At 73.5% G+C, this 689-nt stretch carries 1 protein-coding gene; it reads right to left on the bottom strand.

The genetic code is table 11. The features are described from left to right. Nucleotides 1-607, bottom strand: a 607-nt coding sequence (locus tag AC1D01_RS37495; RefSeq protein WP_477875004.1) for an adenosylcobinamide-GDP ribazoletransferase, incomplete at its 3' end; no start/stop codon positions are given. Between the last annotated feature and the right edge of the window lie 82 nt (nucleotides 608-689).

Below are 689 nucleotides of genomic sequence, written 5' to 3'. Positions count from 1 at the left end.
GCGCGAGCAGCCCGCCCGCCAGCAGCACCACCCAGCCGAGCGCAACGGCGACGCCGAGCGCCGACACCTTCTGCGCCAGCGGCTTCGCCTWGGCCTGCGACACCTCGCCCGCATACGGCAGCACGCGGATCAGCACCACCGCCGCCGCGCGCGACGCGGTGTGCGCGAGCAGCAGCGCCGGCACCGCCAGCGCCATCGGCAGGCTGGCGAGCGTCGCGGCCTTCAAGYCGAGCACCAGCACCAGCGCGACCGCGCCGTAGCTGCCGATGCGCGAGTCCTTCATGATTTCCAGCGCCCGCTCGCGGCTCACCGCGCCGCCGAGCGCGTCGCAGGTGTCGGCCAGGCCGTCCTCGTGGAAGGCGCCGGTGAGCCAGACGGTCGCCGCGATCGACAGCCACACGCCGATCGCGGTGCCGAGCGCCTGGCTGCCGATCGCCAGCGCGATCGCCGCGACCAGCCCGACGAGAAACCCGACCAGCGGGAAATGCCGCGCGCTCGCGTTCAGCCATTCGGGCTCGAAGCCGATGCGCGCCGGCACCGGCACGCGCGTGAAGAACTGCAGCGCGATCGCCATCAGGCGCAGTTCGTGCAGCACGGCCTTCAGCACGGGTCAGGCCTCGCTGCGGTCCGAAACGCCGGCCGACTCGAAGCTGGCCATCTCGGCCAGCACGCGCACCGCGCTCTCCAGC

The organism is Rhizobacter sp. P3_B12 (genome assembly GCF_056402895.1).
Note: the sequence above shows the minus strand (reverse complement) of the source record. Positions and strands in the feature narration are given on the sequence as shown.